We start from the raw sequence: 24862 nt of genomic DNA on the forward strand, positions 1-24862 counted from the left end.
ATTTCAATCGCGTAAAACCCAAACAGCGATCTCGATCACCAATCAACACCCGCCACATGAAAACGTTTAGCTCGCTTGCAAGCACTATTTGTAAGAGAATCCTTAACCACCAGCGCAATCTCTCGATCTGGATCCCACTTTTCAACAATCACACTTGCGCCAATAATCGCATCGCTACGATTATTGGGCTGCCGGATGGATTCCACACTATGGAGAATAAAATGGTTGTTCAGGCGCATATCGAAAGCAGACTGCCTTTTAGGGAAAAACTTGCCTATGGCGTCGGCGATTTTGGTTACAACTTTGTATTGAATATCACCACCCTCTACCTGCTTAAATTTCTGACCGATGTAGCAGGTATCAATGCGGCGTGGGCAGGCGTCATCTTTTTGGTGGCGAAAGTGTTCACCGGCTTCACCGACCTGGGCACCGGCATTTTCCTCGACACCCGCAAGAGCTTCGGACCTCGCGGCAAGTTTCGTCCGATGCTGCTCTGGACCATAGTGCCCCTGTTTGTCTGCAATATGTTGCTGTTTTGTAATTTTGAGCTCGACAGCGAGACCAAGACCACCCTGTTCATCGTCTGCTTTATGGCCTTTGGCCTGTTCTTTAGCTTGGGCAATGCCAGCTATGGCGCCATGGTGCCCTCTATGACCAAAAATGTTCAGGATCGCGCAGAGCTGGCAGCATGGCGTCAGGGCGGAGCCAACACCGGCCTGTTGTTAGCCACCGTCGGTTTCATGCCCATCGCCATGTTGTTTGAATCCCAGGAGACCGGCTACATGGTGGCAGCCCTGGCCTACACCTCGGTCGGCTTGGCGGCGGTGCTCTTTTGCTACCTCAACGTCAAAGAACACCACACCATCATAGGTAATGACCCTGACCAGATAGTCGAGAAGCCCACCATCAAGGAGGGGCTCAAGGCGGTACTCAAGAACAACCAGTTGCTGGTGCTGGCAGTAGCCAACCTGCTGACCCTCTCCGCATTCAACGTCAAACTCACCGTGCAGGTCTTCTACGCCCAGTACATTCTGGGTGATGTCTCCATGGTCTCTTACATGAGCTTTGTCAGCATGGGGTGCATCTACCTCGGGGTGTTGTCTGTGCCTGCGCTGGTACGCCGCTTTGGCAAAAAACCTGTCTATCTGGCCGGATTGTGCCTGTGGATCTCCGGCGACATTGCCAACTACCTGTTCGGTGGCACCGTCATGAGTTACGTGCTGTTCACCTCGCTGGCGTTCTTTGGCACCTCTTTCGTCAACAGCCTTAACTGGGCGTTTGTCTCAGATACCGTTGAGTACGGTGAGTGGAAAACCGGTACCCGTACCGAAGGCTTGGTCTACTGCGGCATGACCTTCTTTAGAAAGTGTTCGCAAGCTATCGCAGGGTTCGTCCCCGGGTTTGCTCTGGCACTGGTTGGCTACATGCCCAATGTGGAGCAAACCGATGCCGCCAAAACCGGGATCACCGGACTGATTTTCATCTACCCGGCAAGCCTGGCCATCGTAACGGCACTGGTGATGGCCCTCTTCTACACCCTCAACGAGCAGCGCTATCAAGAGATCATTGCCAGCCTTGGTGCCCGCCGTGTGGCGACCACCCAAAGCTGACTCTCATTCAACTGGCAGCGGCGTGCTGGCCACGCTGTTGCTCTCTTCAAGGATGTGATCCCATGACATATCGCAATGTGGCAAGTGACCGTCTGGCATGGCAGGAAAAGATGGCCTACGGAGTGGGTGATCTCGGCTATAACTTCCTGCTCAACTGCACAACTCTCTATTTGCTGATCTTCCTGACCGATGTGGCAGCCATTCCGGCAGCATGGGCCGGAGCAATCTTTCTGGTTTCGAAGTTCTTTACCGCCTGCACCGATCTGGTGACCGGCAGCGTGCTGGATAATCGTTCCGAGCTCGGCCCCAGAGGTAAATTTCGCCCCTTCCTGCTCTGGACCATAGTGCCACTGGCTCTTATCAACACCGCCCTGTTTACCAGCGTTGAGCTCCCGGTCATCGCTAAAACAGTGCTGTTTACCCTGCTGTTCATGATGTTTGGTGCCTTTTACAGTTTTGGCAATGCCTCCTATGGCGCCATGGTCCCGGCCCTCACCAAGCGACTCCAGGACCGAGCCGAGCTCGCCGCCTGGCGCCAGGGCGGAGCCAATACCGGATTACTGCTCTGCTCGGTAGGGTTCATGCCGCTGGTATTGCTGTTTGACAAGCCACAGGTCGGCTATAGCGTTGCGGTACTGATTTATTCGGTCATGGGGGCTGCAGCAGTACTCTTTTGCTACAGCAGAGTTCATGAACGCCATGTGCTGCCATCGGTTGTCAACGAATCGGGGTTTTCGGCAGTACAAACCAACGCACGGGCCGTGCTGGCAAACCGTCCGCTGGGCATCCTGGCGCTGGCCAATCTGCTGACGCTGGCAGCGTTCAACACCAAGCTGATTGTTCAGGTTTTTTACGCCCAATATGTGATTGGCGACGTATCGATGATCGCCTACATGAGCTTCATCAGCATAGGGTGTATCTACCTGGGGGTATTGCTGGTCCCCTTTGCCGTGCACCGTTTTGGCAAACTGCCTGTCTATCTGGCCGGTATTGGCGTGTGGATATGCGGTGACCTGCTCAACTACCTCTACAGCGAGAGTGCTCTCGATTACATCCTCTTTACCTCCCTGGCCCTGTGGGGATCCGCTTTCGTTAACAGTCTCAACTGGGCGTTCATCTCTGACACCGTCGAGTATGGGGAATGGAAAACAGGCATCCGCACCGAGGGGCTGGTCTACTGCAGTCTGACCTTCTGCCGCAAATGTTCGGCTGCGCTTGCGGGCCTCATTCCCGGGCTGGTACTGGCATGGTCAGGCTATGTTCCCAACGCGACGCAAAGCACCGAGACCCAAAGCAGCATCGCCAATCTGATGTTTCTCTACCCAATCTGCGCCCTGATTTGCGCTGCTGCCTTGATGTTGCTGTTCTACCCGCTCACTGATGCTCGCTATCAACAGATCGTCCGGGAGCTGGCACAACGCCATGCCCTTGCTTCTCCCCGGAAACCCCATCACCGAATGAGTGAACAATCTACTCCATCGCCTGACACCCCCCCTCTTCGTGCGGGTCAGAATGGCTGAATTTAACATGCTGTTTTTATTGAATTAATCCTTAACCAAATCAGACAAAGAGAGCGCTATTCCTATGTCATTCAACAGTGAAAACCTGGCCAAGCTCGATATCTCGGCGCTGCGTAGCCAACGCTGGTATGCCCCCGACACCATCCGAGCCTTCGCCCATCGTCAACGCAGTCAGCAAAGTGGCTTGAACCGCGACGAATTCATGGGCAAGCCAGTGATCGGGATCATCAATACCTGGAGTGAAATGAGCCCCTGCCATAGCCACCTGCGTGAGCGCGCCGAGGCCGTCAAGCGAGCCGTCTGGGCCGCGGGAGGCTACCCCGTTGAATTGCCCGCGCTGTCGGTCGGGGAAGTATTGGTCAAGCCGACCACCATGCTCTATCGCAACTTTCTTGCGATGGAGGCAGAAGAGCTGCTGCGCCAGCATCCTATCGATGGGGCCGTGCTGCTCGGCGGTTGCGACAAATCCACGCCAGCCCTGCTGATGGGTGCCATTTCGATGGACTTGCCGGTGATCTTCTGCCCCGCCGGCCCCATGTCGAGCGGCAAATGGCGCGGCCATGTCACCGGTGCCGGTACCCATACCAAGAAGTTCTGGGACCAATTGCGCTTGGGGGCCATTACCCAGCATGACTGGATCGAGCTGGAGGGGGCGATGACTCGCTCCATCGGCACCTGCAATACCATGGGCACAGCATCCACCATGACCTCCATCGCCGATGCCATGGGCTTTATGTTGCCGGGGGCCAGCTCCATCCCCGCCGCTGACTCGCGACACGTCCAGATGGCAGCCCAATGCGGCCAAATCATCGTCGACATGGTGTGGCATGATCACAAACCTTCCCGCTGGCTGACCCGAGCCAACTTCCTCAATGGCGTAGTGGCCTACATGGCGCTCGGCGGCTCCACCAATGCCGCGATCCACATGATTGCGATGGCCAACCGGGCGGGCATCAACCTCACTCTGGAAGACATGGAGTCGGTGGCACGGGAAGTCCCTGTGCTGGCCAATCTGTTTCCCTCTGGTGATCAGTTGATGGAGGAGTTCTTCTTCGCCGGCGGTCTGATGGCCCAGCTGAAAAAGGTGGAGTCATTCCTCCACCTCGATGCGATCGGGGTCACCAATCGTCCCGTTGCACAGTGGATTGCCAACGCGACCTGTTATGACGACAACGTGATCCGCTCGCTAGATAACCCTGTGGTACCGCTCTCCCGTGGATGTGCATTGACAGTATTGCGCGGCAATCTGTGTCCCAACGGGGCTGTGATGAAATCATCTGCCGCCAAACCCGAACTGCGCCACCACAAGGGCCCTGCCATCGTCTTCGACAGCCATCAAGAGCTCTCGGATCGCATCGATGACCCCGCCCTGGAGGTAACCAAGGAATCAGTGATTATCCTGCGCAATGCCGGCCCGGTCGGCGCGCCGGGCATGCCGGAGTGGGGCAACCTGCCGATCCCGAAAAAGCTGCTGCAACAAGGCGTCACCGACATGGTGCGGATTAGTGATGCCCGCATGTCCGGTACTCACTATGGCACCTGTATCCTGCACGTTGCCCCTGAAGCGGCCATTGGTGGCCCACTGGCACTGGTACGTACCGGTGACCTCATCGAGCTCGATATCGCCAATGGCCGCCTCAACATGCTGGTCAGTGATGAAGAGCTGGCCGAGCGCCGCCGCACGCTCAAACCGGTACACAAAGTTTATGAACGCTCTTATGCCGCACTCTATCAACAACATGTGACCCAGGCCGATCAGGGCTGTGACTTCGATTTCCTCCAGGCTGGCAGCAAAGTGCCCGAGCCCCCGATTTTCTAAAGGAGCAAACAATGAATCCGTTCAAACTTGCGATTACTCAAGGTCCACGCCCACTGGGCACCTGGATGATGACTGGCAGCGATACGGTGGCGGAAGCCATGGCGACTGTCGGTTTCGATTTCTTGGTGCTGGACCAGGAACATGTGCCGGTCGATAGCCTGGATGCGATCCGTATCGATCGCGCCATTCGTGCCAGCAACCCGGCCACCACCCCACTCTACCGCCTGGCCTGGAACGACACTGTGTTGATCAAACGGGCGCTTGATGGCGGTGCAACGTCGCTGATGGTGCCGTTTGTCAACAGTGCAGCAGAAGCCCGCAAAGCGGTAGAGGCGGCCTACTACCCTCCCCTAGGCAAACGCGGCTTTGCCGCGGTGCATCGTGCGTCCGGTTACGGTGCCGAACCCGAATTCGTGCGTAAAGCCCGGGAAGAGCTCTGCCTTATCCTGCAAATTGAGACCCCTGACGCCATTGATGCCATGGAAGAGATGGCCATTGAAGGAGTGACCGGCTTCTTTATCGGCCCCGGCGATATGAGCGCAGCCATGGGCCATATTGGCAATCCCTCTCACCCCGAGGTGCAAGCCAAGATCCGTGAAGGGCTGGAGAAGTGCCAGCGCTTGGGATTGCCTTGCGGGATCGTCGGTGGCAACCCCGAGCTGGTGAACAAATATCAAGAGATGGGTTTTAGCTTCGTGGCGCTCGGCTCCGACATGAGTTACCTGCTGGCTCGCGCCCGTGAACAGCTCGCCGCGATCCGGGGGGAACGTCTGAGCATATCCGGTGGCGAGGTTTACTGATGAAGAGGCTTCACCGCCAAAGCGGCCCGCTTGATCTGGAGCTCATCCCCGAGCTTGGTGGCGCTGTCGGCAAACTGACCTGGCATGGCAGGGAGATCTTGCGCTCCCTGCCCGATGGTCAGAACGTCACAGTCAACCAGGGGGGCTGTTTTCCCCTGGTACCTTACTCCAACCGTATTGCTCATGGACGGTTTCACTTCGCCGGATATGATTACGCCCTGCTGCGTAACTTTGGCGATCATCCCCACTCAATTCATGGCAACGGCTGGCAGCAGCCATGGCAAGAAGGGGATGCAGATGATGACTCTGTCGTGCTGACCCTGCACCATGACGCACAGGGAGCATCCGCGGCGCAATGGCCCTGGCCTTATCGGGCAACTCAGCGCTTCACCCTGCAAGAGAATGCGCTGCATATCATACTCACTTACCACAATCTGGCCGATCACGCTGTCCCGGCTGGGCTGGGCTTTCACCCCTATTTTCCCCGTGCGGCGCACGCCGAGATCCAGTTCGACGCAGGCGGTGTGGTACTCAACGACCACAAGTCCCTGCCCACTGGTCTCGCGCCACTACCGACCCAATGGAACTATCGCACTTGGCGCAAACCTGAACCCGCCAGTGTCGATAACTGCTTCCATCACTGGAGTGGCTGTGCACGGGTGCGCTGGCCAGATGAGAAGCTGATGGTGACCCTGAGCTCACCCGATGCGCCTCACGCCATCCTGTTTCTGCCGCCCGCCGATCGTGACTTCATCGCCATCGAGCCGGTTTCTCATATCAATGATGCCATCAACAACGGTGGCTTTGGTGACCCTGCGCTGGCCATGGCCACTGTGCCAGCCAATGGGCAGTTGCAGATCTCCATGCTGCTTGAGGTTTCTCACTATGCCTAATCCTGCTCTGCTACTTGCCGACTACCGCGGCCATCTGCCCGAGTGCCCGACCTGGAGCACTGATGAACAGGCGCTCTACTGGACCGATATTCTCGAGCGTTGCCTGCACCGCTATCACCCCGAAAGCGGCGCCATGACGACAATCCCCTTCCCCGAAGAAGTGGGCTGTTTTGCCCTGCGCGAACAGGGTGGCTTTATCGCAGCGATGCGCACCGGGATCTATCTGTGTGATCAACACGGGCAAATTGAGCGTAAAGTCGCCGATAACCCCAATAACCCAGCGCTGGCCCGTTTTAATGATGGCGGTACCGATCAGTCGGGTCGTTTCTATGCGGGCACTTACTGGAGCCCACGAGATTACAACGGCGCCCTGCTATGCCGGGTTGATGCCGAGCTGCAGATGTCGGTGATCCAGTGCGACATTCTGGGAGCCAATGGCTTGGCATTCAGCCCAGACATGCGCTGGATGTACACCACTGATACCCCCAACCGCCGCCTTTATCGCACTCCGTTGGCCCGCGACGGTTCACTCGGTCAACGGCAACTGCTGCGCGAGTTTGCAGCCCGCGCCGACGAAGGGCGCCCGGATGGGGCTGCAATCGATGTCGAAGGATGCTACTGGAGCGCCCTGTTTGATGGCCATCGTATCGCCCGCTTCTCTGCAGAGGGGGTATTGCTGGCCGAATATCCCTTGCCGGTACGTTGCCCCACCATGGTCTGTTTTGGTGGTGAAGACATGAAGACCCTCTTCATCACCACCACTCGCGAAAATATGGACGCCGCCGAACTGGCAGCACGTCCGCTCTCAGGTGCGCTGTTCAGCATGCGTGTTGACATCGCCGGTCTTGCTAAACCCACATTTAAGGAAAACAACGGATGAAAACTATCGGCTTTATCGGTCTTGGTCTGATGGGCGAAGCGATGTCAAAGAACATCGTCAAAAAATTTGATGGCAATGTGTTGGTATTCGATATCAATCAGGAGGCTGTCGCCCGGGTGGTCGATGCAGGCGCCATCGCCTCCCCTTCCATTGCCAGGTTGGCAGCCGATGCGGATGTGATCATCTCCATGGTACCGCGCTCCGAACACGTCAAAGCGGTCTATACCGAACTGCTGCCACACCTTGGCCCCGGCAAGATCACCATCGACATGTCCACCATTGACCCGGCCGTGTCAATCGCCTTATCCCGCCAGGTAGCAGAAACCGGTGCCGTGATGCTCGATGCGCCCGTGGTCAAATCGGTCCCTGCCGCCGTGGCTGCCGAGCTCGGGATCTACATAGGTGGCGACCTGTCCGCCTACAAAAAGGTCAAGCCATTGCTAGCCATGATGGGCAGCAACCAGATCCACCTGGGGGGCAACGGCCGTGGTTTGATCATGAAGGTGCTGCACAACACCTTGGTCGCCCAAATTCAGAACAGTGTCAACGAAATGCTGGCCACCGCCGATCATTTCGGCATCGATAAAGAGAGCTTCAACACCGCCGTCTCTTACGGTGGCGGCAGCAACTTCTATCTGACCAGCAAGATAGGTGCCCTGATCGCCGAGAACTACAACACTGTCTTCTCGCTGGAGAACATGGCCAAAGATATCGGCATTATGAAGAACCTCATGGGCGAAGAAGCGCTGACCCTGCCCGGAGTCGAATTGGTGAATAACATTTACCAGCAAGGCCTGAATAACGGTTTGGGCCATGAGGATTTCTGTGCCACTTATAAGTTGGTAAAGCAAAACATTCAATAGCTGGCTGATAAAAACCATCGCATGAGGTAATTAATTTACCTCATGCCAATCGCTGTACGATTTAATATCAACTTACCATTGGCGAGTCAATCACTATGCGTATCCACCCCAAAATATGCTTAATCCCTCTTATATGCTGCAACGCAGCTTTCGCAGGCGGTTATTTTGAAAGCCGTGAGGCATTTAACTTTGCTACCGACCAACATGAGTTATTGTTGCGACTCGGCTATAACTGGGAATCTGGTGCGGGTATTATGGCCAGCAATGCGTATAATACCGATAAACTAGACAAGCTAAAGCACAGTTATAACGAAATTGAAGGGTGGTATCCGCTATTAAATTTAACCACCAAACTCTCGGTCAATGCCGGTGGTTTGGTTAACTCCTCTAGCTCTGGCTCTGGTGGCTCTGCGTATCTGGATGGAAAGTACAACTTTACCGATAACTTTTCCGTTATTGCACGATACCGTTACAATCATCAAAATTATCTAACTACGGATCTTGATGGTTATGGCGATAATAACGATACCAATGAATACGCACTGTATATTGTCAATAAAATAACACCAGCTTTGACCCATACTTTTGAATCGCACTATTTTTCTCGCGTCAATAATTTCAACAGTGCTAATGGGAAAGATCATCACTGGGAGCTAACCAGTCAAACCCGCTATCGAATCAATCCACAATGGATGCCTTATCTGGAATTACAGTGGTACGATAGAAATATTGCCTATGATGCAGAGGCATACCGGATCCGTATTGGTGTTAAATACTTTTTCTAATGTTGCCAGATGAATTCAATCTATGACTCACGGAGAGCAGTTATGAACTATTCCCAGCAAGTACAATATCACTCTATTGCCGGCAAGGTCGCCGTTATCACAGGTGGCGCCAGTGGCATTGGCGAAGAGTTGGTGCGCGCCTTTGTCAGCCAAGGTGCCAAAGTCGCCTTCCTCGATTTTGATAAATCTGCAGGCGAAGCACTCGCGCATGAGCTCGACTGCCTGTTTCTGTTTTGCGATGTCACCGACCTGACTCTGCTCAAAGCGTGTTTTACGACCATTGAACAACAGCTGGGCAGTGTCGATATCCTGATCAACAACGCGGGCAGCGATGATCACCATAAAATTGAGGATCTGACCGAGGAGTATTTCGAAAACCGCATCAATATCAATCTGCGTCACCAGTTGTTTGCGATCCAAGCCGTGTTGCCAGGCATGGAGCAAAAAGGGAGCGGCAGCATCATCAATATGGGATCCATCAACTGGATGCGGGGCCGCCCCGGGAGAGTCTGCTACTCCCTGTCAAAAGCCGCTATCCATGGTTTTACCCGTACCCTGGCGCAGGAGTTGGGCGCAAGAGGCATTCGGGTTAACAGCCTGGTCCCAGGCGCAATCCGTACCCCCAAACAGGATGCGATGTGGGCGCAACTCGACCCTGCCGCGGTGAACCAGTTTGTCGAACTGCAAGCACTCAAATTCCGTCTCGATGGCTCACATTGTGCTCGCATGGCCCTCTTCCTGGGTTCTGACGAATCCAATGGCTGTACCGGCCAAGATTTCATTGTTGATGCGGGGCTTACTCTGAACTAAGGCTCTGTCCCAAGGCTGTCTGCTTGAAATGATGAGGTTTGAGCAATATCTGGCTGGCATGGCATGGCATGGCATTCAACCATGCCGGGCAATCCAGAAGAGGCAAATGCTGCAGATATTGCTTGTTTTTATAGATACGCGCTTGGCTAGATGGGACAGGTCTCGATGCAAATGGGGAAAACGCCATTAATCCGAGCAAGAGTGGTCTCCATGACCCTCTCTTACATCTGAGGGTACCGGAAGAAGATCCCACCATCTTCAGAATGATGCGATCAACTGATATGCAAACCATCAACAGTTGAGATAGTCGGGGCGCATAATAAATCATGCATAAAGAAAAACCCCTGCTCTAAAGCAGGGGTTTACTGTTTGGCGGTGAGGGAGGGATTCGAACCCTCGATACGTTGCCGTATACACACTTTCCAGGCGTGCTCCTTCAGCCACTCGGACACCTCACCAAATTTTTGCTCACTGCTTTATGTGCTTGAGCTGCACATTCGCTGGCGGACCATGCCGCGGCGACGGGGCGTAATGTAAGGGATACGATGGCTTTTGGTCAATGCAATTTTTTACTTTTTGCGTTCATTTGCTCAATATCCGAACCAAGTGACTAAAAATATGCCGTTTCGTATCCCTTTCAATCAATTTACTGCCGCTTCGTGCAAATGTTCACCTTTGAGCGCCTCTTCCAGCGAACCGTAGAATTCCAGCTTGCCGGGCTGCGGTCGCACCTTGGCGCGAGCCAGGGTCTTGAGCGGTTGGAACTGCAACTCGGCCACCCGCAACTCGACACCGGCTTTGGCCATCTGCTTGCCAAAGTGGAGGAAGGCAGACAGGCCGCCCGCATCGAGGATGGAAACCGCTTCCATCTGCAACACCAGCACCTTGTGCCCTTTCACTTGCGCTTCCAGCTCGGCAAAGACCCGTTCGGCCGCGGCGAAGAAGAGCGGGCCGTTGATCTTGTAGAGCAGGCCATTGTCCGGCACCTCGTGGGCATAGCGCTTGTGCTCGGCCAAATCGTGCAGTTTGGTCATCTTGGCGATTTCGCGCATAAAGAGCAGGGAGGCCAGAATCACCCCGAAGGTGATGGCGATAACCATGTCGAAAATGACGGTGAGTGACAGGCAGACCAGCAGCACCAGCACATCGGATTTGGGGGCACGACGGATCAGCTCCACCACCTTGTGCGCTTCACTCATATTCCAGGCCACGATGAGCAGTAAGGCAGCCATGGCCGAGAGCGGCAACCAGGAGAGCCAGGGGGCCAGCACCAGAATGGCTGCCAGCACCACCAGCGCATGGACGATCCCCGAGACGGGGGACGTAGCGCCTGCACGCACGTTGGCGGCAGAGCGGGCGATGGCAGCAGTAGCGGTAATGCCGCCAAAGAAGGGGGCGAAGATGTTGCCAAGCCCCTGCCCCACCAGCTCGGCGTTGGAGCTGTGTTTGCGACCGGTCATGCCATCGAGCACCACGGCGCAGAGCAGCGATTCGATCGCCCCCAACATTGCCATGGAGAAGGCGGCAGGCAGCAGCCGCTCAACAGCCGCCAGGTTCCATTCAACCGGCAAGCCATCCGGTCCGGGCAAGGCCCAGGGCATCACCAGAGTTGGCGCGATGGGCGGGATCCCCATCCCCTGGCTGCCATCGGCCAGGGTATAGCTGAACTTGCTGCCGATGGTGGCCACATCCACCCCAAAGTAATGGAGGCCAAAACCCAGACCTACCCCGACCAACACCGCGGGCAGGTGGCCGGGCACCGGCAGACGCAGGCGCGGCCAGAGCAGCAGCACGGCCAGCGTTGCGACCCCCACCAGGGTATCGCCCCACTGCCAGCTTGGCAGGGCGGCGGTCAGCGCCTCGACTTTGCCCAGATAGGTTTCCGGCATCTCGGGCACGCTCAGGCCGAAGAAGTCCTTGATCTGCAAGGTGGCAATCACGATGGCGATACCACCGGTAAAACCCAGCGTCACTGACGGGGGAATGTACTCGATAAGGCGGCCAAGACGGGCCATCCCCATCGCCACCAGAAAGAGGCCTGAGATGAGCGTCGCCATCAACAGACCACCGACCCCGAACTGCTGGGCGACCGGATAGAGGATCACTACAAAGGCAGCGGTCGGGCCGGAGATGGAGTAGCGGGAGCCACCGGTCACGGCGATCACGATTCCAGCAATGATGGCGGTATAGAGACCGTGTTGCGGCGGCACACCGCTGGCGATGGCCAGTGCCATGGCGAGCGGGATGGCGATGATGCCCACCGTCACACCGGCGATAAGATCACGGCCGAAGCGGGCCATGCTATAGGGTTCATCAATACAGGACTGGCGTAAGGCTATGGCGAGCTTCACGCTATTTAAAGAGGCTTGCTTGTGCATGTATATCGTAATACCAGAAGAGGGAGATAAAGGCCGGAGAGATCCGGCGCCCGATCATCATCAAGGGCCGGCAGGGCTGTCGACGCGGCGATGGTATCCTGCGTAACCTTACTCCAGACGGGCCATTTTTTCGATGGGCAGGATCAATGAAAAGCACTCTGCCCCATGATTTGGCCCATTTACCGCCAAATCGCCGATCTTGACTCCAGCTCTCCCCCTTTTAGCCACAAAGATTACCATTTGAGCCTCACTGTGTTACCAGCACGTTCGCGACATCATGCTGTCATCATCAGGTTGATGCGAACCGAACCAATGCCCCCTTGGGCCGGTTGGGGGGAGCGATGGCAAGGGACTGATTGTGCTGAAAATAAACCGCAAAGCGCAACTTTTGGGCAAACAATCCGAAAATCCGGTTTTCGAGAAATTCGCGGGTTGACACCCGCCGCCCTGGTCATTAATATTCGCCCCGTCTTAACGAGACAGGCAATTCCTCCTTAGTTCAGTCGGTAGAACGGCGGACTGTTAATCCGTATGTCACTGGTTCAAGTCCAGTAGGAGGAGCCAATTCCCTCGTAGTTCAGTCGGTAGAACGGCGGACTGTTAATCCGTATGTCACAGGTTCAAGTCCTGTCGAGGGAGCCACATTTGAAGCCCAGTTTTCGAGCTGGGCTTTTTCATATCCATCTCTCCATTGTTTCAAGCTGAGCCAGCTCCCCCTCACCGCTTGCTCTGCCGCATTCCCCTCGCAGTGAACGATCCACTCTCCCTGTTTTCTCTCAACTCAAATTCGACTAACTTCCAAAACGTCCTACTACAGCCAAGTAGCAGGCTCCTTGTGCCTTAGTTGGTTACCTCGCCACCGGCAGGTCCTCCCAGCGTGTGGTGTAACAGGGGCTCAGGTGCTCTTGTCTCATCATCCACTCAGGCGACCCCGTGCCTTGGCTGGCAAAGCCTACGCGCCCCAATCCCTTGGCTTTGATCTGGTCCATCACTGCCATCAGCGCATCTGATTGAGCGAAGGACGGGGCAAAGAGATCTGCCTGTTGTTGCCCCTTGGGGGTGAACTCACTCAGCATGACGCCCCCCTTCTGATAACGGTAACCGTCGCGCCAAATCTGCGCTAGCAGCACGTTCACTTGCTGCAGCAACAACCGGGTATCATCGCTAGGGCAGACCAGCCGGACGCCAGCCTGCTCACTGTAGTAAGGGGCTCGTTCATCAAAGGGGCTGGTTCGCACGAACAGGTGCACCCGCTGGCAACACATCCCCTCGGCCCGCAGCTTCTCGGCTGCGCGAGCCATAAAGCCTGACAACGCCTGGGCCATTTCTCCACGGTCAGTCACGCGCTCACCAAAGGAACGGCTCGAGAGGATCTGCAGCTTCGCCGCCGGTTCAACGGTCAGCTCTGCGCAAGGCAGGCCACGCAGTTCCTGTACGATCCGCGCGACCACCACGCCGTATTGGGCGCGTAGCCCTTTGGCGTCGCTAGCCACCAGGTCAGCCACGGTGTTGATGCCTTGTGCCACCAACTTGGTTCCCAAGCGCCGTCCTATGCCCCACACCTCGTCCACCGGGGTGATAGCCATCAGCCGGGCACGGCGCAGCTCGTCACGCAAGTCCACGACGCCGCCAGTGGCAGGCCACTTCTTGGCTGCATAGTTGGCCAGCTTGGCGAGGGTCTTGGTGGGGCCAATCCCGACCCCTACCGTGAGGCCGGTCCACTGCCACACTCGCTGCCGGATCTGTTGCCCATAGGCTGTCAGGTCCCCGGCAAACGACTCCGACAGTGACAGGAATGCTTCATCAATGGAGTAGACCTCCAGCTCGGGGGCCATGGTCTCCAACGTGCTCATCACTCGGCCAGACATATCGCCATAGAGCGCGTAGTTGGAGCTGAACACCACACCACCATGCGCTTCGAACTGCTCGCGGATCTTGAAGTAGGGACCGGCCATCTTGATACCCATCGCCTTGGCTTCGGGGCTGCGCGACACCACGCATCCATCGTTGTTGGAGAGCACCACGATCGGGCGGCCACGCAGCTCAGGGCGAAACAGCCGCTCACAGCTGGCGTAGAAGTTATTTACATCAACGAGCGCTATAGCCATCACGCTGCCTCAGATTGCCAATCACATGGGTGACCACTCCGAACAACTCCAGGGAGAGGCTCATACAAGGGTCGATAGGCGCGAACGCCGGATTGGCTGGCAACAGCCGCAACCTCGGCTTGAGCTGCAAGGTCTTTACCGTGAAGCCGCCATCGAGTAGTGCAATCACCACATCACCATGGCGCGGGGTGAGGCTCTTATCGACCACCAGCAAGTCACCGGGAAAGATACCGACCCCGGTCATGCTCTCCCCCTCGGCACGCAGATAGAAGGTGGCTGCAGGGTGCGGCACGCAGTGGGTGTTGAGGTCCAACTTCCCTTCCAGATAGTCGCTGGCTGGGCTGGGAAAGCCGCAAGAGGCGCGGTGCAAGAACAGCGGGATGGTCACATCGGCGGGTGATGGGTCTGGGGTTAACAGCTTCATGGCAACAACACCTGTATTTATATACAGACATTATAGCGCACCACCTTTGAACCAGCGCAAGTCCTCATCCACAGATGCATGAATCACACGCACACTCACAGTTCCAATGCTTCCACCAACAAAAGGGCATGGCAGGAAAAGCTCACCGCGTGCTAATTTTTGCTTTCTGGCTAGGAACCCCGCAGATAATACCGTAAAGGCAGAATGTGGTTTCCCAGCCTAACGTGGCATGTTCATTTCCATTTGTGATAGCTGTTTGGGGGCATCTCCATAGATATAAAGGAATCCTGCAGCCAACATTTCACCTTCGAGATGCTGTTTCACTGTGGTGAAACCTGGCAACGCATCCAATGCCCAAACTTGCCTGAACAAGCCGAGAGCTGGCTGGCCTACCGTGAACTGGCAACGTATATTCTCGACCCTCTGGTAGAAGAATTTGGTCACCCATTGCTGACCTATGGGTTTTGCGGGGTAACACTGCGCAAAGCTATTCTTTCCAACGCCTCGCCCGGTATAGCCCCCACACTGGATCAACATGCGGCCTGTGAACTCAATCAGCGAGGAAGAGTTGTCTGTCCTCGGCAAGGGGCCGCGGTTGATCTGATATACCCAGGGAAGAACAGCTATCAGGTAGCCCTTTGGTTGGCGCAGCACACCCCGTTTGATCGTCTCTATCTCTATGGCCCAGACCGGCCACTGCATATCAGCTATGGGCCCGAACAAAACCGCGCCTTGGTCAAACTCACCACTCACCATGGAAGACGAATGCCCAAGCGGCTGACACTCACCCAACTCAAAGGAATGTGCTGATGCTGACCCCCGAGCGCTTCACGCAACTGGTCGCTGCCCTGCCATACAAAAAAGTGCTGCCCGACGCGGTCTATCTGCACAAAGAGACCCTGGCCACAACCAGCCCACAGCTCTACCGCTTTGTCTGTGCGGTGGCACAAGCGCTCAAACTGCCGGAGTGTGAATGGGATCTGGTGAAGTTGGCAAAGCAGGACTTTAGGCTGTCCCTGCTCAGCTACCCCACCTTCTTCGAAGAGGCCTACCCCAGCCTCAAGCAGAGCGTGACCGTTGACCTGGCCAAACTAAGCCATACCGTTACCCGCTACGACAGCCAGGACAATCCCCCCATTCTGCATCGCAAAGAGTGCATGCTGACCCCCGATCACCCACAGGCAGAGAGCTGTCGCCAGATCACCGAAGAGGGGGAGTTGGCGGGACTTTACGATCATCCCCGCATGATTGGCTTCAAAGCCTCGTGGGAACGGCTTATCGCAAGACACGGCTACCAACTGGTTGATGGGCGCCTGTTTCGCATCTCCGCCCTGCCGCCCAAAGAGGGTGGCCCACAAATTGATCGCCATAAAACCGCGCTGGTTCGTCATGAACTCTCGGCCCCCATGAAGATGCTGGCACGCCATGGTTATCTCAACGGCGACTATGCGCTGTTTGATTACGGTTGCGGCCGAGGGGATGACCTGCGGGAATTCGAAGCACACGGTATTGACGCGCTGGGCTGGGACCCGAACTTTCGCCCGGATGGCGAGAAGGTGATCTCCCATCTGGTCAATCTCGGTTTTGTGATCAACGTGATTGAGGATCAAGATGAGCGAATGGAGGCGCTGCTCGGCGCCTGGGAGCTGACCCAAACCCTGCTGGTCGTCTCGGCCATGCTGGCCAACGACAGCTTTATTGCCCAGTTCACCCCTTATAAAGATGGCGTTATCACCTCGCGCAACACCTTTCAGCGCTACTACAACCAAAGCGAGCTCAAGCACTACATAGACAAAACACTGGATGAAAATGCCATCGCCGTTGGGCCCGGCATCTTTTACGTGTTCAAAGACAAGCTCGAAGAGCAACGCTTTTTGGCACAGCGTCAACGCCGAAGCCACAGCTGGCAGCAGCTGACCTCGCCCACCCCCAACAATCAGGCCGCAGCAGCACTACTGATCACTCGTCATCAAACGCTGTTTGAAGCCTTCTGGCAGCGGGCGCTGACCCTTGGCCGAATCCCGGCCAATGACGAATTTGAACAAAGCGACGAGTTAAGAGATATAGCAGGCAGTCATCGCAAAGCCATGACCCTGCTTGGCCAGCATTTTGACCTTGCCCAGTTAAAGCAGGCCGAGCTGGAGCGGCAGCAAGATTTGCTGGTCTACCTGGCACTCAACCTGTTTGGCAAACGCCAAGCCTATACCCAGTACCCCAGCGAGCTGCAGCGGGATATCAAAGCCTTTTTCGGTAGCAACCCGCAGGCACAGCAGGCAGCCAGAGCACTGCTCTACCAGATTGCGGATATCGCCCTCATCAACCAGGCCTGCGAGCTGGCCCATCAACAGCTCCCCAACAGCCTGCTCTATCCCAGCCATTCACTGCTGCTGCACAAATGCTTTATTCCGCAATTACCGCCGCTGCTGCGTGTCTACCTCGGGGCGGCCTGCCAGCTCTACGGTGACTTGACCGATATCGACGTGATCAAGCTGCACATCCGCTCCGGCAAGGTGAGCCTGATGGGGTATGACGACTTCAGCAAGCCCATCCCCCATCTGGTGGAGCGGGTCAAGATCAAGATGGCCGAGCAGGAGGTCGACTTCTTTGACTACATCAATGAGCAGACCCGGCCACCACTGCTCAACAAAAGCTATCTGATGGCACCGGATGATCCGAGCTTCAAGGCACAACGAGCGCTGGAGCAAAGATTGAGCAAGTTACTAGCAATAGACTTGGCTCAGGACCTCAACCTGAGCCGCTCTCAATTTAGCAGTGCACTAGATCATGCTGATATGAAAATCATTGGTTACCGAATACATCGAGGCAAAAAACGTTAATTGATAAACAATGAGGCATCAAAATCAAATACATCAATGAGCTGGCGCTGAACACCAATTCCTTTATCTATCATAATATCTGCCAGTTGCTCACCATCAATCAGAATAATAGGAACACAGCCAGGCTTGAATGAAATTTCCTCAGCTTCTTTGGTAAATCCGCTGGTCGTCATGAATATTCCCTGCTCAAAATCGCCGGTAATATCACCCCGAAATGCAGATACTGATGGACGCCCGACCTTATTATCTTCTGCATATCGCTTGCACTGCACTGCTACGCGCATTTCAGCAAGCCCCATTTTCAACAATCCTCTTACATCAATGCCGCCATCTCGACCACGAGATGTTAACTCCATACGAGTAAATCCATATTTTGATAAAAATAAGCGACAAAACGATTCAAACTGCTCAGGAGAAAAGCTCCGCAGGCTGCTTAAAATTTCAGCTTTTACTTTCTCACGCTGGACAGCAGCCAAATCAAGAATCTGCTCTATATAGTTCTCAACTTCCTGAGCAGAGCGTTGCTGTTCCGAAGAAGAGGTATTCTGTTCAGGCTGTAGGACTTCTTTCACATCTGACAGCAGCTCATATGACCCATCATCGTTCTTTTGGAAAAAACGCTGCTTATGCATGGAGCCTAGTGACTTGTTGGCACAGTGACGATCCATGGTGACACGAATCACCGAGTGAGGTGATTTGGCCCCAAACTCATATAGCTGATGTGTCACGATTACGTCATACACCTCATCTACCGAGGCAGAATGCCCAATCAATAACAAAGCCTGCTTAGCTGCTTCAACGATGGTTCGATTAGTCACTGTAATTTCTTAATCCGATCAACAAGTTCTGCCAATGGTATGTCTTTTGTCATGTGGCACCAAGAGATCCGTATCGCACCTTCAATTCTTTCTTCATCTAGACCCATAGCCACCAAGACATGGCTGGGCACATAGCTTTGAGAGGTGCATGCAGAACCATTCGATAACGCAACGATACCTTTAAGCACAACGAGTGCCGCTTCAGAGTTGATCCCAGGAATTGAGACATTCAAAACATGACTAGCCGTGTTCTGGCCATTTTCAATACACCCGAGCGGGCGAAGGGCAGAACGTAATTGCTCCTTGATCTGCTCGCAATAACGACGACGCTGCTCGCTATCGCGTTTGGCTTCTTCACAGGCTTGACCTAAACCTGCAATCAAGGCAACAGGAAGAGTGCCTGGGCGCAAGCCCCTCTCCTGCCCACCACCAAACATCAGCGGGGTAAGAGGTGCCCTTTTAAAATTGCGCCGCTTCAGTAACAAAGCACCCACACCTTTTGGAGCATACATTTTATGACCACTGACACTGATCATGTCGATACGTGGATCTTCAAGAACCTCAGAATATTTTCCATAGCTCTGAGCCGCATCTACATGGAAAAAAGCATCATGGGAAGTAAGCACTTCGCACAACTCGCTGATTGGCTGAATAGACCCAGTTTCGTTATTAATGTGCATGATCGAAACCAGCGCGGTGTCGGGGCGCAATGCATCACGAAGATGCGCAGGATCCACCATGCCTGAAGAATCCATCGGCAAATACGTGACCTCAAATCCTTTAGCCTCAAGTTGAGCAATTGGCTCCAATACAGCCTTATGCTCAATAGGCGTTGTGATGATATGTTTGCGTCCCTGCTGTTCCGCATATTGAGCCAGTCCCAAAATAGCTAAATTGTTGCTTTCGGTTGCACCGCTGGTGAAATAGACATCAGACTTGTCAGCACCAACAACAGCTGCAACCTGCCCTCTCGCCCTCTCAACAGCTTGCTTTGCTACAACCCCGAACTCATGAGTACGGCTCCCAGAATTACCATATTCCTCAGTCATATAGCGCATGACAACCTCTGCGACCCCTGAAGAAACCGGGGTTGTCGCATTGCAATCCAAGTAAACTGCCATTATCCTTGCCACCTCTTTCAATGTTCGTACGTACACACGACTTTTGTTCGAACCCATCGACATGGTGTCACATACAGTGTGGAGCGCAAGAGGTTACCATGTTTGAACCCTCCTTTGAGTTCGTTTTTCCAGCAATTCGTGGTATCCAGGCGGGCTCTGAGTACTACGTGTCAATGTGTCCTCTCAAGCTATTGCCACGCATCTTCAGGTTTGATGATGAGGATCTCTCGCCTGAACTGCGCGCACAGAGAACCCTCAACGTAGGGCGGATCCCGGTGATGGCTGACTATATAGTTCGCAATAGAGATTCCTACGTGTTTTCTGCCATCACCGCCTCGATTGACGGAGATGTGAGATTTGAACCAATGGGAACCAGTGGTGAAGCGAGCCGTATCGGGGCCCTCAGAATTGGGTTGGACGCACAATTTATCATCAATGATGGACAACATCGCAGAGCTGCGATTGAAGCAGCCCTAAAAGAAGATCCATCCTTGGCAGATGAAAGCATCTCTGTGGTTTTTTTCCTCGATCAGGGATTAGCGCGTTCACAGCAGATGTTTACAGACCTCAATCAGAATCAGGTCAAAGCCAGCAAATCTCTGGCCATCGCATACGACCAACGAGATAAGAGTGCTGCTGTCGCTCGGGCTGTTGCATCCAAATCCAAAGCCTTTAAAGGGATTGTCGATATGGAGCAAAACAAACTTGGTAAACGCTCCCGCAAACTCTTTACTCTTAGCGCTATTCATCAGGCAACTCATGCCTTGTTTAGCAATTGGGAAAGTATTGACATAACTAAAGCGACCCGTGAGGCATGCCGTTTTTGGAATGAAGTAGATAATGTCATACCAGAATGGAAACTCGTCAGGCTATCCAAACTGACTGCTGGGGAAGTTCGTGAAGACTTTATCCATAGCCATGCCGTAACACTGCACGCATTAGGTTTGGTTGGTAAGGCTCTTCTTGAAAAGAATTATGACCTGAAGCAATCCCTATCTGGGCTATTGACACTAGATTGGCTACGTCAAAATGCAGAAATATGGGAAGGTCGGGCTCTAATCGCTGGCCGTATTCAAAAGACATCAAATACGACGTTATTAACTGCAACACTGATCAAACAACACCTTGGCCTCCCCCTCTCTGAAGGAGAGGAACAAGCTGAATATCTATTTAGAAAAGGTAAGGCATGAGTACCGAAATACATACCCCTTCCCGCTCCGCATTTGATGCGGCCGGGTTTACAGAGACAATTCGGTTCTTGGTTGACCGCACCAAATCACTTTATCTTAGTGATCAGATCCCCTGGGTAATTGGTTACAGTGGTGGTAAAGACTCCACCGCTATACTCCAACTAGTGTGGTATGCCATGCAAGAACTGCATGCCGAAGGTAAAGCCAATAAGCCTGTCCATGTGATCAGTACTGATACGCTTGTTGAAAATCCGATTGTTGCCATGTGGGTAGGACGCTCATTGGAACAGATGCGACAAGCGGTAGCTGAGCAACACTTAAATATTATTCCACATCGCCTGACACCAGAAGTAAAAGATCGCTTCTGGGTCAATTTGATTGGTCGTGGTTACCCTGCTCCTCGCTATAAGTTTCGCTGGTGTACCGATCGACTAAAAATCAGTCCATCTAATAACTTTATTAAGAAAGTCGTTAAAAATAACGGTGAGGCGATTCTTGTTCTTGGTACGCGAAAAGCGGAGAGCGCGACAAGAGCAGCAACAATGGAAAGTTACGAGAACAGAGAAGATAATACTCGTAGCGCTGTTGGATTAACTGTTAACAAACAGCTTGATCGTGTCTGGATATATACTCCTATCGCCGACTGGAGTAATGACGATGTCTGGCAATACCTGATGCAAGTTAAAAATCCATGGGGTTTTAAAAATCAAGAGCTACTTGGTATGTATCAAGGTGCAACTGCGGATGGTGAATGTCCTCTGGTCGTTGATAAGTCAACACCTAGTTGTGGAGATAGTCGTTTTGGCTGTTATGTCTGTACCATGGTAGGTGAAGATAAATCTATGGCAGCCATGATTCAAAATGACACTGAAAAAGAGTGGATGTTGCCTCTACTGCAGCTCCGCAACGAAATCGACATTAATGATTCAAATAAAGAGCGTAAAGGTAAAAAAATAGAGGCTGACAAGGAGCGTCGTGATTTTCGTCGAATGAATGGTTCCTTAACCGTTCATATCAATGAATATGGAGCAGATCTGGTGCGTGGTCCTTATCGGCAGCCATTTAGAGAGCATATGCTCAAAAAAGTGCTTGAAGCACAAAAACTCGTACAAGAGATAGGTCCAGATGAAGTTCGCAACCTAGAACTACTCTCTTTGGAAGATTTGGAAGCAATTCGTCATATATGGGTGGAAGATAAACACGAAGTCGAAGATAGCGTCCCTCATATTTATGAACGTGCGCTGGGAAAAAAGTATCCCGGTACCAAACGCTCACACCATAGCTTATTGAATAGCAATGTGATGAGCAAACTGAGGTATAAATGCTCCACGTACAATGATCCGGATGGGTTACTATACGAACAAATTAGAACACTGATCTCAATTGAAGATAAGCATAGCAATATGCTGCGTCGTGCAAATCTATATAAAGAGCTGGATACAAGCTTGCAGACCATGGCCTTCAACAATATTCAAGAGGCCAGAGACTTTGCACTGAAAAGAAAACTCAATGAAAACAAGATAAAGCTATTACAGCCCAATTTACCTGAGCAGGATAAAGAACAACTATTGTGGGAAAATGAGAAGCTGCAACTTGCTTTGACGAACAATAGTCATTTCTTGGAAGATGAACAAATTGATATTGAAGAGCTATCAGCATGATTTTTGAACAACTCGTGTTAGAAAATTTTGGTATTTATAAAGGACGCCATGAGGTTGACCTTGATAGCCCCGATCATAAAAGACCGATAATCCTCTTTGGTGCACTCAATGGTGGTGGTAAAACAACCTTTTTAGATGCCTTGCAGTTGGCTCTCTATGGCAAGCATGCCAAATGCTCCAATCGTGGTCGCCTTAGCTATCCAGCATATCTGGAGCAGGCGATAAATCGTTATGCAACGGAAAAAAAAGCCTCTCTCTCACTGCGCTTCAGACATACCATTCTCGGGAAAGATCATACTTATGAAATAAATCGAGCTTGGGAGAAAGAGGCTGACAAAGAGTGCAAAGAAGTTGTTGTTGTTAGCCATAACGGTCATCCAGATGCACTATTGAGTGAGCATTGGGGAGAATTTATCAATGAATTTATCCCGCAATCACTATCTGAACTGTTCTTTTTTGACGGTGAAAAAATTGAACATCTTGCAGATCCCGCTCGTTCCGCTAGTCTGGTAAAGACGGGTATCGAAAGCCTTCTCGGTCTTGAATTGCTGTCACAGCTCAATATTGACCTTGACGTGCTTAAAAAACGCGGTCAAAACCAGCTGCTGGATCCCAAGCAAAAGGTGAAACTGGAAGAAGCTGAAGCTCGGCTTGAAGCCTTTCGGGAAGCTCAAAAGATATTACAGAATAACCTAATTGATATAGATGAACAGATTCTAGATAAAGAAGCAGAAGTCGCCTATTGGCGACAACAACTGAAAGATAATGGAGCTCATCTTTTACATAAAAAAGATGAGATCTCTCGTCAACAAGTTGAAATTACAACAAAGATAGATGGCATCAATAGCGAGTTGATCAAACTTGCTGCTGGGGTCTTACCTTTGAAGCTTGTCTCTTCATTAATAGAACAGACCAAGTCTCAGCTTTATAAAGAAGATGAGATAAAACGCTATCATACCGCTCGCTCTTTACTTATTAACCAAGAGAATAAAATATTTGGATTATTAAATGAACGAGGAACGGATCATAGTATCATCCAGTCTCTGCAAACCGAGTTATCTAAAGAGAGAGAGGCTTCTGATCAGCTCTACTCTGAACCCTGCTATTTAAACAGTAGCCCTGCAATTTTCGATGGTCTTGCTGAAAGGATAGCTGCCGAAGAGCAGGAAGCGTCATATCTGATTCAGAAAAAAGAACAATTGTACGAAGAGCTGCAATTCGTAGAACAGCAACTAGCTGCCATTCCTGAATTTGCATCTGTAGAACATATCATTACACGCTCAGTGAGCGCAGATAGTGAACTTGACAAGGCTAAAAAAGAAAAAGATGATTTACTTGTAGCTGCACAAAAATTGGTAACTGATATCGAACAGGCAGAAATACAGGTTACCTCAATTCGGGTACAAGGTAATGCTATCGATTTTGAGCAGCAGCGGCAGCAGCAACTCTTTGCTCATATGGGAAGACTACAAGATATTGTGGATTCCTTTAAAGCAGATCTCATCAAAGATAATATCGATAAGCTACAAACCAAGATCATCTCCAAGTTTAATCAGGTCAAACGTAAAGACAGTCTAATCACCAAGATTGAAATCGATGCTGATGCATTTGTGTTAACTCTATATGCACAAGATAATAAACCTATCTCCCCTGCTCGGCTCTCCGCTGGTGAAAGACAACTGCTGGCCATAGCCGTCTTATGGGGGCTCGCCGACGAGTCAGGTAAAGAGTTACCAACGATTATTGATACCCCCATGGGACGCCTTGATGGACAACATAGAAGCCATTTAATCAAGCACTATTTCCCACAGGCTGCACCTCAAGTGATTCTTTTATCGACCGATGAAGAGATCCAAGGCAAATACTATAAGGAACTCAAGCCTTATATAGCCAAGGAGTATCATATTTGTTTCGAGGAACAAAATTTTACCTCTACGATAAATCCTGGATATTTCCCGGAGAGAAAACATGATTGATAATATTCGTTTGTCAGAAAAAGCGAAACAGCAGCTAATTGTTATCAAGCGCAAGACAGGTATAGAGAACTGGAATGTGCTTTGTCGTTGGGCGTTATGTTTATCATTAGCAGAAGAATCTATCCCTCCTTTTGAAGATATTCAAACCGATAGCTCGGTTGAAATGTCATGGAAGATTTTCACAGGAGAGCAGAGTGAAATTTTACAATCTATCTTGTTACAGCGTTATCATAGCTATAACTCTATAATCCGTATACCATTTGGTGTTTTCTTCAAATTACATATTCATAGAGGCATATCATATCTTTCATCTAAAGCTATATCTATAGATAGTATAGTTAATAACAGAGCCGCATAAGCGGCTCTTTA

The 24862-nt window shown here is 52.4% G+C and carries 21 protein-coding genes and 3 tRNA genes; 16 read left to right on the top strand and 8 right to left on the bottom strand.

All coding sequences use genetic code 11. From position 1 onward, the window contains the following. Positions 1-35: 35 nt before the first annotated feature. Positions 36-239 carry a hypothetical protein gene (locus G5287_RS15885; RefSeq protein WP_227342643.1) on the bottom strand — a complete coding sequence of 68 codons (204 nt, stop codon included), beginning with the start codon at positions 237-239 and terminating at the stop codon, positions 36-38. Here G5287_RS15885 and G5287_RS15890 point away from each other — a divergent pair. The 9 genes from G5287_RS15890 (at position 222) to G5287_RS15930 (ending at position 9980) form a co-directional block, all read left to right on the top strand. Next, the gene (locus G5287_RS15890; protein WP_227342641.1) at positions 222-1610 is read left to right on the top strand and encodes a glycoside-pentoside-hexuronide (GPH):cation symporter; all 1389 of its coding nucleotides are present in this window, start codon (positions 222-224) and stop codon (positions 1608-1610) included. The two genes, G5287_RS15885 and G5287_RS15890, sit on opposite strands and share 18 nt — an antisense overlap. A gap of 62 nt (positions 1611-1672) precedes the next feature. After that, complete coding sequence (locus G5287_RS15895; protein WP_421231536.1) at positions 1673-3130, top strand: glycoside-pentoside-hexuronide (GPH):cation symporter; 1458 nt, start codon at positions 1673-1675, stop codon at positions 3128-3130. A gap of 64 nt (positions 3131-3194) precedes the next feature. After that, positions 3195-4949 carry an L-arabinonate dehydratase gene (gene araD / locus G5287_RS15900; protein ID WP_216978944.1) on the top strand — a complete coding sequence of 585 codons (1755 nt, stop codon included), beginning with the start codon at positions 3195-3197 and terminating at the stop codon, positions 4947-4949. Between the two features lie 11 nt (positions 4950-4960). Next, entirely contained in the window at positions 4961-5749 is a 789-nt protein-coding gene (locus tag G5287_RS15905; RefSeq protein ID WP_216978945.1) for an HpcH/HpaI aldolase family protein, read from the top strand. Further along, a complete protein-coding gene (locus G5287_RS15910) occupies positions 5749-6642 on the top strand; it encodes an aldose 1-epimerase (RefSeq protein WP_227342638.1) in 894 nt (297 codons plus the stop codon). The genes G5287_RS15905 and G5287_RS15910 overlap by 1 nt, the downstream gene beginning before the upstream one ends. Continuing rightward, positions 6635-7522 (top strand): SMP-30/gluconolactonase/LRE family protein, encoded by an 888-nt coding sequence (locus G5287_RS15915; protein WP_421231537.1) that lies wholly within the window; start codon positions 6635-6637, stop codon positions 7520-7522. Before G5287_RS15910 ends, G5287_RS15915 begins: the two co-directional genes overlap by 8 nt. After that, complete coding sequence (locus G5287_RS15920; protein ID WP_216953423.1) at positions 7519-8385, top strand: NAD(P)-dependent oxidoreductase; 867 nt, start codon at positions 7519-7521, stop codon at positions 8383-8385. Before G5287_RS15915 ends, G5287_RS15920 begins: the two co-directional genes overlap by 4 nt. A 95-nt stretch (positions 8386-8480) precedes the next feature. Next, positions 8481-9170, top strand: a complete 690-nt coding sequence (ompL, locus tag G5287_RS15925; protein WP_216953422.1) for a porin OmpL — start codon at positions 8481-8483, stop codon at positions 9168-9170. A gap of 42 nt (positions 9171-9212) precedes the next feature. Continuing rightward, positions 9213-9980 (top strand): SDR family NAD(P)-dependent oxidoreductase, encoded by a 768-nt coding sequence (locus G5287_RS15930; protein WP_216953421.1) that lies wholly within the window; start codon positions 9213-9215, stop codon positions 9978-9980. A 370-nt stretch (positions 9981-10350) separates the two neighbouring features. On the opposite strand, the gene G5287_RS15935 is transcribed toward G5287_RS15930, so the two are convergent. After that, a tRNA-Ser gene (locus G5287_RS15935) sits at positions 10351-10438 on the bottom strand. A gap of 183 nt (positions 10439-10621) precedes the next feature. Further along, on the bottom strand, positions 10622-12358 hold the full coding sequence (gene dauA / locus G5287_RS15940; RefSeq protein ID WP_216953420.1) for a C4-dicarboxylic acid transporter DauA: 1737 nt from the start codon (positions 12356-12358) through the stop codon (positions 10622-10624). Between the two features lie 488 nt (positions 12359-12846). Here dauA and G5287_RS15945 point away from each other — a divergent pair. Beyond that, positions 12847-12922: transfer RNA gene (locus G5287_RS15945), tRNA-Asn, on the top strand. Between the two features lie 2 nt (positions 12923-12924). Next, a tRNA-Asn gene (locus tag G5287_RS15950) sits at positions 12925-13000 on the top strand. A gap of 206 nt (positions 13001-13206) precedes the next feature. On the opposite strand, the gene umuC is transcribed toward G5287_RS15950, so the two are convergent. From umuC to G5287_RS15965, 3 genes are all read right to left on the bottom strand, one after another. Next, positions 13207-14466, bottom strand: coding sequence for a translesion error-prone DNA polymerase V subunit UmuC (gene umuC, locus G5287_RS15955; protein ID WP_421231538.1), 1260 nt, complete (start codon positions 14464-14466; stop codon positions 13207-13209). Next, the gene (gene umuD / locus G5287_RS15960; protein ID WP_421231539.1) at positions 14447-14890 is read right to left on the bottom strand and encodes a translesion error-prone DNA polymerase V autoproteolytic subunit; all 444 of its coding nucleotides are present in this window, start codon (positions 14888-14890) and stop codon (positions 14447-14449) included. The genes umuC and umuD overlap by 20 nt, the downstream gene beginning before the upstream one ends. 219 nt (positions 14891-15109) lie before the next feature. Next, entirely contained in the window at positions 15110-15646 is a 537-nt protein-coding gene (locus tag G5287_RS15965) for a hypothetical protein (RefSeq protein WP_421231540.1), read from the bottom strand. Positions 15647-15699: 53 nt separating this feature from the next. On the opposite strand from G5287_RS15965, the gene G5287_RS15970 reads away from it, so the two are divergent. Continuing rightward, positions 15700-17727: a DNA phosphorothioation-associated putative methyltransferase gene (locus G5287_RS15970; protein ID WP_421231541.1), complete on the top strand. Its 2028-nt coding sequence runs from the start codon at positions 15700-15702 to the stop codon at positions 17725-17727. On the opposite strand, the gene G5287_RS15975 is transcribed toward G5287_RS15970, so the two are convergent. Both G5287_RS15975 and dndA read right to left on the bottom strand, forming a co-directional pair. Further along, a complete protein-coding gene (locus G5287_RS15975) occupies positions 17724-18545 on the bottom strand; it encodes a restriction endonuclease (protein WP_211162445.1) in 822 nt (273 codons plus the stop codon). The genes G5287_RS15970 and G5287_RS15975 overlap by 4 nt on opposite strands. Continuing rightward, on the bottom strand, positions 18542-19729 hold the full coding sequence (gene dndA, locus G5287_RS15980) for a cysteine desulfurase DndA (RefSeq protein WP_421231542.1): 1188 nt from the start codon (positions 19727-19729) through the stop codon (positions 18542-18544). The genes G5287_RS15975 and dndA overlap by 4 nt, the downstream gene beginning before the upstream one ends. 35 nt (positions 19730-19764) lie before the next feature. Between dndA and dndB the strand changes: the two genes are divergently transcribed. The 4 genes from dndB to dndE are packed head-to-tail and all read left to right on the top strand — an operon-like array spanning position 19765 to position 24851. Then, on the top strand, positions 19765-20856 hold the full coding sequence (dndB, locus tag G5287_RS15985; RefSeq protein WP_421231543.1) for a DNA sulfur modification protein DndB: 1092 nt from the start codon (positions 19765-19767) through the stop codon (positions 20854-20856). Next, entirely contained in the window at positions 20853-22517 is a 1665-nt protein-coding gene (gene dndC / locus G5287_RS15990; protein WP_421231544.1) for a DNA phosphorothioation system sulfurtransferase DndC, read from the top strand. Before dndB ends, dndC begins: the two co-directional genes overlap by 4 nt. Then, positions 22514-24493: a DNA sulfur modification protein DndD gene (gene dndD / locus G5287_RS15995; protein WP_421231545.1), complete on the top strand. Its 1980-nt coding sequence runs from the start codon at positions 22514-22516 to the stop codon at positions 24491-24493. The genes dndC and dndD overlap by 4 nt, the downstream gene beginning before the upstream one ends. Beyond that, positions 24486-24851 (top strand): DNA sulfur modification protein DndE, encoded by a 366-nt coding sequence (dndE, locus tag G5287_RS16000; protein ID WP_421231546.1) that lies wholly within the window; start codon positions 24486-24488, stop codon positions 24849-24851. Before dndD ends, dndE begins: the two co-directional genes overlap by 8 nt. Positions 24852-24862 lie beyond the last annotated feature (11 nt).

The organism is Aeromonas sp. 603079, from assembly GCF_049172135.1.
Classification (GTDB): domain Bacteria; phylum Pseudomonadota; class Gammaproteobacteria; order Enterobacterales; family Aeromonadaceae; genus Aeromonas; species Aeromonas veronii.